At 62.5% G+C, this 7,607-nt stretch carries 3 protein-coding genes; all 3 read right to left on the bottom strand.

Translation table 11 applies throughout. The features are described from left to right. Window positions 1–4,444: 4,444 nt before the first annotated feature. Window positions 4,445–4,771: a thioredoxin gene (trxA, locus tag QCD75_RS04755; protein WP_301226201.1), complete on the bottom strand. Its 327-nt coding sequence runs from the start codon at window positions 4,769–4,771 to the stop codon at window positions 4,445–4,447. 37 nt (window positions 4,772–4,808) lie between these two features. Continuing rightward, window positions 4,809–5,765, bottom strand: a complete 957-nt coding sequence (gene trxB / locus QCD75_RS04750; RefSeq protein ID WP_301226199.1) for a thioredoxin-disulfide reductase — start codon at window positions 5,763–5,765, stop codon at window positions 4,809–4,811. A 176-nt stretch (window positions 5,766–5,941) separates the two neighbouring features. Further along, a complete protein-coding gene (locus tag QCD75_RS04745; RefSeq protein WP_301226197.1) occupies window positions 5,942–7,555 on the bottom strand; it encodes an ABC transporter substrate-binding protein in 1,614 nt (537 codons plus the stop codon). Window positions 7,556–7,607: the final 52 nt, after the last annotated feature.

The raw sequence follows: 7,607 nt of genomic DNA, 5'->3' as shown, positions 1-7,607 counted from the left end.
GGCCTGGTCCGAGCGGTGGCGTGAACGCAAGTTCGTCGCCGTAGAACAGACAACCACGGGACCTATCAAGCGGACGCTTGAGTCTCACTGGTCAATACTCGTCCGGTGCACAACCGTGGAGGAGCCGGATCCTGTCGCTAACGCGGAGCCATTGCGCTCCGCTTACGTACCCTGGGGCATCGATTCTTCCCCGGGTAGATCACATGGCGGGAGGGGGCGATGGACCCTCCTGGGTCTCTCATGGCCCTCTGTCCTGCCTCGGCTTGCGGACATGCTCAACGGCTTTGAGGGTGTTTAGGTTTCACGTGAAACGTTGAGGCTGCAGGGCTATGCAAGGATTCTGCCGAACTTGTGGGCACCGTCGCCGCTGCCTTCAGCTGGAGAGTCATGGGACCCCTGCTACGGCCGGTTACAGTGCTTGGGCGCCCTGCGACGCCCCTGCGAGAGCTGTGCCGCGACATGGCTGCGAGAGTCTCATCTGAGGCGACGGACGGCCTCGGACGGCCGCCTGATCCAATGGGAGCAATGTCGAGCCAGTGGGAAGCCATCCCTGTCCACAGTACGAAGGATTCGCCAGCGCAGTACACCCTGGGCCCGGCTTCGATTGGTCGTTAGGATCCGGCCGCCCGTCCAGCCTCGCAGGAAATTGGCAGTGTCGCTCCTGCGACCACTGGCTGCCAGACCGCCGATACCGTGACCGTGTCTAGCCCTACCGTCACTGGAAGCCTGCTGTCTCCGGGCGCAGGTGGGCACCCTGTCCGGGCCCCCCGTGGTCAGTCGTCATCAAGCTGCAGCCCGTCTTTCCGCTGCGGACAGGAAGTATTCCACGGGGTGGCCCGATGACGGGACACTGGGCCACCGGTGCGGCGGGCTGGACGATCAGGCGGGCCGCGGCCTACCTAGCCGTCGACAAGTCCAGTGCCTTTAGCCAGGCTCCCCCCGCCCGCGCAGCAGCCTCCTGGCCGGTCCACGTGCCTTGGAACGAGTCTATATATCCCCCAGTCCACGGTGAATCGAATCAGAAGAGGGGCAGCCCAGGCAGGGCTGACGTCAGTTCAGGGCGGGCAGTTCACGCCCCTTATACAACGATCGGCGGCGGATCCTGATGTGGTGGGTTCGGCCGTCCCACCCGCTGATTGGCCTGCCCCGCTCCCCGACAGCCACGCTGGCCGAGCCGATGGACCTGGCGGACAGTCTGCGGTCGCTGGCTGGCTCACTGGGTCGGAGGGTCGCTGGCTCGCTGGCCAGCTGGAGAGCCCGGCTCGGCACAGAGCCGGCCGAGGGACCATCCGCTAGATGCGGCAGCGTCCGGCGCGGGGCTCGTCCGGTCGGGCAGTGATCCGGCTGTATCGCTCTTGTGGCCTTGGGCCTTCGGGTTCTGCGGTGGGGAGTGACACGCTGCTCTCGACGGGCAGTCGCTGTGCGGGCGTGAGGTTCCAAATTGTGCGTGCCTGGATTAGCTCAGGCGGTGGAAAGGGCAGTGGATATCACTGTGGATAACTTTGTGGATTACCCCGCGGTTTTGGACCTACCGGTCCGCTGACCTCAGCAGACACTCGTCAAGTCAGGACACCGTCCGGCCCCGTTTGCGGACCCAGGAACACGCTGTTTCACGTGAAACAATCCGAAGGTTCGAGCGGTGACCTTCTACAGGCCCGCCCATGCTTTCTAAATCCCCCCTTGATGGTTAATTTTCCGCGTTATTACGCGAGTTTTTGCATGGTGGCGCCCGCCGTCCTCAGCCGTGAAAAAGTTGACCAGCGGGCCGTGGTGAGTCCGGGGATTAACCTTGCCGGGAGTGAGGGACAAAATCGGACGAAGCAGCTCCTGGACGTGTGACCCCGGGACTGTGAGATATCCCTCAAGGCCTGTGGATAACTCTGTGAATAAGTTCTGTGGAGAAACCTGTGGGAATGCGACCGTACATCAGCCAATTTAGCGCCCTGGTGCACTGACCGGCGGCCCTTCCGGCATGCCGGGATCCGCCACATCTGTGACCCGTGCGGCCGAGTGTCGGCACACCGGAGTAGCCGGGTGCGGGCCGGCAGCGACCCGAGGGGAACGACGGGCCATCCGATGGCGCTGCTTGCAGCGCATGGTCAGGAGTCCCGGCCGGCGCGGAACCCCACAGCTGGGGCCACGCTGCGAGCGTGTGTCCCTGCCCGACGGGTTCGTCCAGTTCAGCGCGCGTCCAGTCGCTGTCACTTTGAACAGCCAATGGGAGCCACGGCGAAGGAGTCTGGTGCTGCCACGAATTGGATGCCTTGTCCTGCAGTCAGCTGAACGCAGGACTTCTCTACTGCGTACCGTGAGCCCTGAGAGGAGCCCCGTTCGAGTGGCTCCCCGGCTTTGGCAGTTGGTCCGAGTCCAACCTCCGTGGGTCTGTGGATGGTGTCCGCGGGATTTCCATCGGCAGTGTTGAGATTGGATGTGCTGGCCTCATGGGAAGGCATCCTGGGTGTGGCGCGTGTGCCGCTCGCTGAGGATTGTCTCCACTGCCTGTCGGGGCGAATGGACACGAACATGGCAAGGAACGGTTTGACCTCCGAGATCCCCGACACTATGAATGGCCCGGGCACCCATTGTCTGCCTGGCTGCTGAGGTGGTTCTCAACCGAGTTTGATGGGCGGCATGCTGGGCAATATAGGCGGGAATACCGCGAGCGAGGATGTTGTGGCGGTGAGTCGAAGACGACCATGTGGCCCTGGGACACTGAATGCGGGCTTCTGGTTCTACCCATAGAGGCTTCCGCTACATACTCCACGCGTCCCAGGGGGCCGTTGTAGGGTCGTAGCCGGCTTCGGTGTGCGGAGAGCTCCACAGTAGGATGATGGGGCGCGTAGCGGGTCTCGGTGGCACCTGATGGGCATCCATCCCCCACCAAAGGCCGTTGGAGGTTGGGTTTGTGGGGTTTCACGTGAAACATTGACCCGCGCGGGAATGTTCACGCCATTGTTCCGGTGCCGTCGCTCTGATTCGCCGTACACTCTCCGAGTCGGCCAGCTCCCCGCTCCTGAAGGGGGACCTCGCCGTTGCTGCTTGAAGTGTTTGTGCACCATGTTGATTCATACCCACTGAATGTACTCACAGGTCCGCTAGTCAGCAGACACCCTCTGCCCGGACGGGGCTATTTGAGAGTTTCATATCGAATAGTCGGTCTTTGGGGACCTGCTCAACGGTCACTCGCCGTCGTCCATGTCCCATCCACCGATTCACGCCTGGTCTCCGTTTCACGTGAAACATTCGCCGAGTCCCAATGATCGGAACGGACTGAGGAATGACCCCAATTTTTAGCGGGAACGATGGAGATGTTCTTTCCTGTGCCACTGCTGTTTCAAACAGAAACTTTTCACAGAAACGGGATCGTCTTCCGACTTTAGCGCCACGGTGTCCAACAATCCGGCGTACGGTGCCCCCTCTCCAGATGCACCCCCACGATGGTTTCACGTGAAACATTCCCCTGGGGTCACACTTCACAGCTGCCCCGGATTCGGTTCCATTCTGCCGATTGTCGCGGCGAATTGTCACTCGTGATCTCAAATCGGGCGCCTAGCAGAGACCTGTAGGAAGGGTTGCTCAGCCATCTAGGTGGCGTGTGTGGCTGGTAAAACCGTCACGGTACCCGCACAAGCACCGTCAGGGTGACGGCGCCCTTGCAGAAGAGGAATTCACGGTTAGAAGCCGTCTTACTTCTTACCCCGGGGAATCCATCCCGTATACAAATATGCCGCTCGTAGTACGTTTACAATCTTGTGCTCGGTGCTCGGTGCTCGGTGCTCGGTGCTCGGTGCTCGGTGCTCGGTGCTCGGAGGCGGGCGTGCGACCTGCACTCCTGACCGACCGGCCAGACTTCTACCACCACTTCCCTTGAGCCCGTTCGAACAGGAACGGGAAGGCGCAAACCCCCGGACTGCATTCAAGCGTTCGTCCAGACGGGTTGGCGCCGCTGCCGGCAGGATCGAAGGTAGTGCACGAAACCCTTCGATGTTCCGGACCTATCTTGTGACCATGTTTCACGTGAAACAAAACGAGATGATTCCTTCGACGGTAGCGCGGAAACCGGGCCGGGAACTTCTCTGTCTGAAGAACCGCAATGTTTCACGTGAAACACTCTGCATCAGTGATCTCACGGCAGACGAGTAAGTCGGACCCCATCTCGCCCGAGGGCGGCCACCGGCCCGTGGGCGTCGGACCAAGCCGGCCCTACTTCGGCAAGGGCACAACACGTGGATACACCGGGGTCCGCATAGAGAGAAATAGGTACGGGAAACCAACTGTTAGGTGTTGTTCTCTGGAGAAACGCCTTGAGTATGGACTTCTCTATGTGGCTGGTTGGAATACCTGACCACCTCAGTTGTCACCAACAACGAAAAAGTGGCCCCACTTCCTGAAGGGAAGTGAGGCCACTTTGGGATGATCTGTGTCGGTACAGACCGAGCGGAAACTAGGACAGCACGTCCGCAAATTCCTTCTCGAAGAACTGCTTGGGACGAGCGCCGATGACGGTGCCCTTCACTTCGCCACCCTGGAACAGATAGACGGCAGGGATGGAGGTGATGCCGTACTGGGCGGCAATGGCAGGGTTGTCGTCAACATTAACCTTGACGACGTCCACTTTCTCGCTGTACTCCACGGAAATCTCGTCCAGGATCGGTCCGAGCTTGCGGCACGGGCCGCACCATTCAGCCCAGAAGTCCACAATGACCGGCTTGGAAGAAGCCAGTACATCGGTGCCGAAACTAGCGTCCGTTACGTCTTTTGCGTTGCTCATAGCCTGTCTCTCTCTTCGGTTGGTTGCTGCGCGCTGTTTAGGCGTGGAAGTCTGCGAGGTAGTGCTCGACGTCCAGGGCTGCGACACAGCCGGACCCTGAGGCCGTGATGGCCTGCCGGTACGTCGGGTCGATAACATCGCCGGCCGCGAAGACACCCTTGACGCTGGTCTTCGACGATCGGCCGTCGACAGCGATGGTTCCCTCAGGGGTCAGGTCCAGCTTGCCCTTGACGAGGTCGGTACGGGGGTCGTTGCCGATCGCCACAAACACGCCGGTGACGGCAAGTTCAGTTTCGGTGCCGTCCACGAGGTCTTTCACTCGAAGCCCGGTGACTTTGTCCCCACCGAGGACATCCTCGACGCCGCTGTTCCAGACGAAGGTGATCTTCTCGTGGGCCAGTGCGCGGTCAGCCATGATCTTTGAGGCACGGAGGCTGTCGCGGCGGTGGACGACGGTGACTGACCTGGCGAACTTGGTGAGGAACAGTGCCTCCTCCATCGCGGAGTCGCCGCCGCCGATGACGGCGATGTCCTGGTCCTTGAAAAAGAAACCGTCGCAGGTTGCACACCAGCTGACCCCGTGGCCGGAGAGGCGCTTTTCGTTGGGAAGGCCGAGCTCACGGTAGGCCGAACCCGTGGAAAGAATGATGGCGCGTGCCCGGAAGGTCTCCCCCGAGCCGATGGTCACGGTTTTGATGTCGCCGTCGAGATCCAGTTCCGTGACATCTTCAAACTGTATTTCGGTGCCGAACCGCGCGGCCTGCTTCTCGAAGTTCTCCATCAGGTCCGGACCCATGATGCCGTCCGGGAAACCTGGGTAGTTCTCGACGTCGGTTGTGTTCATCAGCTCGCCGCCGGCGGTTACTGATCCTGCGAGGAGCAGCGGCTTCAGGTTGGCGCGCGCCGTGTACACCGCGGCAGTGTAGCCCGCGGGGCCGGAGCCTACGATGATGACATCACGTACTTCGGACGCGGTGTTTTCTGCGTTGCTCACTGAACGGTGAACCTCTTCCTTTGTCGATGCGCCCGCCTGGGTGGCCGGCCACATGGCACAACTACTACTTGGTGCTGGTTATTCCGGTCGGGCCGGGCGCTGCCAAAGCACACCAGCACTCAGGATACCGTCCTGGCACCCAGGACCGCCGGGGTGAAGCCGTGGCTTCGGCCCGGCTACTGGACCTTGATCTCAGCCAGACGCAGGCCGAATCCATACCGGGTCTTGGGCGCCGCCAGCTTGGGCAGGGTCTTGATTGAGACAATGACATACTGCGCCGTGGTGGGTTCCTGCAGCGGCATCGTTAGATCGGATGAGGTGAAGCTGTTGCTGCCTACCTGCTTGGCACCATCGAGCGAGGGACGGTCGTTGGTGAAAACGCTGATGCTGCCGCCTGAGGCGCCCAGCTGGCTGAGGGTCACAGAGGAGACCTTGGCAGGGCTCTTCAGCTTGACGACGAGCGGGACCTCGGCGGCCAGGCCACCCCAGTTGTCTGTGGCAAATTCCATGTCCGACCAGTAGCTGGCGGCATTGCCGTCGAAAGTCTTGACCAGGTCGCCGTCATAGGTTCCGGCGAAGTCGAAGTTGCCCAGCCGCGTGACGTCAGCAATGGCGGGCGGGCCGGCGGCCGGTGCGGGGCTGGCGGTTCCCGACGGCGCTGCCGGGGCTGAACCGGGCGCGCTGGCGGAGGAATTGCCGCCCGCAGCGGGCTGCGGCGTCGTCTTGAAGAGGCTGCCGAGATTGGTCACGGCAAGAACCAGACCAACCACGAGGACCGCAGCCAGCAGTCCGCCCACCAGCCAGCGCATAGAGCGAGGCTCACGCTGTGGTTCCTCGTCCTTGCCGTAGTAGTCCTCATCCGCAGCGGAGTCGGCGGCCCGGGCCGAACCCGGGAAGAACCCGGGCGTGCGGTCCGCGGAGGCGCTGCCCGCGGCGGCGGCTAATTCCGGTGATGCCGCCTGGCGGGAAGTCTGGCTTCCGTCGGGAGCGGGGTGGTCATAATCGTCGTCGGACCACAGCGAAACCTTGGGCGTTTCGGCGGGGGCCGGCGTCGTGGAGTCACGTGCGCCGGAGGTCGGTGCGCCTCCCTGCACCGGCTGGGGCGCCGTCACCTCAGGCGGGGTTTCCCGGGGTGCGGCCGCGGAGGACTTCGTTTTGGGGGACGCGGCAGCAGCCGCACCACCGGCAGCGGCGGCGGCACCAGCCGCGAGTCCGGCTCTTCCGGCTGCCTCCGCGCCAGCTGCACCTGCAGCGGGTGACACCGTCGGACGGGACGGCGGCCGGGAGGGGGTCGTCGGCGGTCCGGCGGGACTCACGCGCGGAGTCGGGGCATGCTGCTGGTTCTGCCCGTAGTTGATGTAGCCGGCGTCTACCTCTTCTTCGTCGTAGAGGCCGTCATAGGTTTCGGGTTCACGGGAGCGGGGCTGGCCGAAGATTTCGCTGCCCAGTGTGTCCGTGAAGAACGGTTCGATGTAGGGCGGGTTGGAGGACACCACGAGATCCAGCAGGTCAGCGGCCGAGGTGTGGTTGGTAATGAGGTAGGTCGTGTCTTCGCTGACCCCAAGGTCGAGGATCTGAACGCTGCCGGGACGCTCCCCGGTGGCCACTTCCCGGGCACTCTGTGCCACTTGATCCGCGTTTCCGGGCCCGGCAACGAGGATGCTCACAGCTCGGTTGAGCACCTGGTCCACGCCGTCCAGCACCAGATCCTGGTCATGTGAGGTCAGTACAGTGGCAGTGACCTTGTAGCGGCCACCTAGTACTGATCCGACATCGATCGGGTGGGACACGGGCTCCTCCTAGACTGTCCGGGAGCTGCCGAACTGATCACTGCATCAGTGA

The sequence above is a fragment of the Arthrobacter sp. PsM3 genome (assembly GCF_030433895.1).
GTDB lineage: Bacteria > Actinomycetota > Actinomycetes > Actinomycetales > Micrococcaceae > Arthrobacter.
Note: the sequence above shows the minus strand (reverse complement) of the source record. Positions and strands in the feature narration are given on the sequence as shown.

Excerpts from the sequence above, each read along its gene's own strand:
- trxA (WP_301226201.1), bottom strand. The coding sequence starts at position 4,771 with ATGAGCAACGCAAAAGACGTAACGGACGCTAGTTTCGGCACCGATGTA.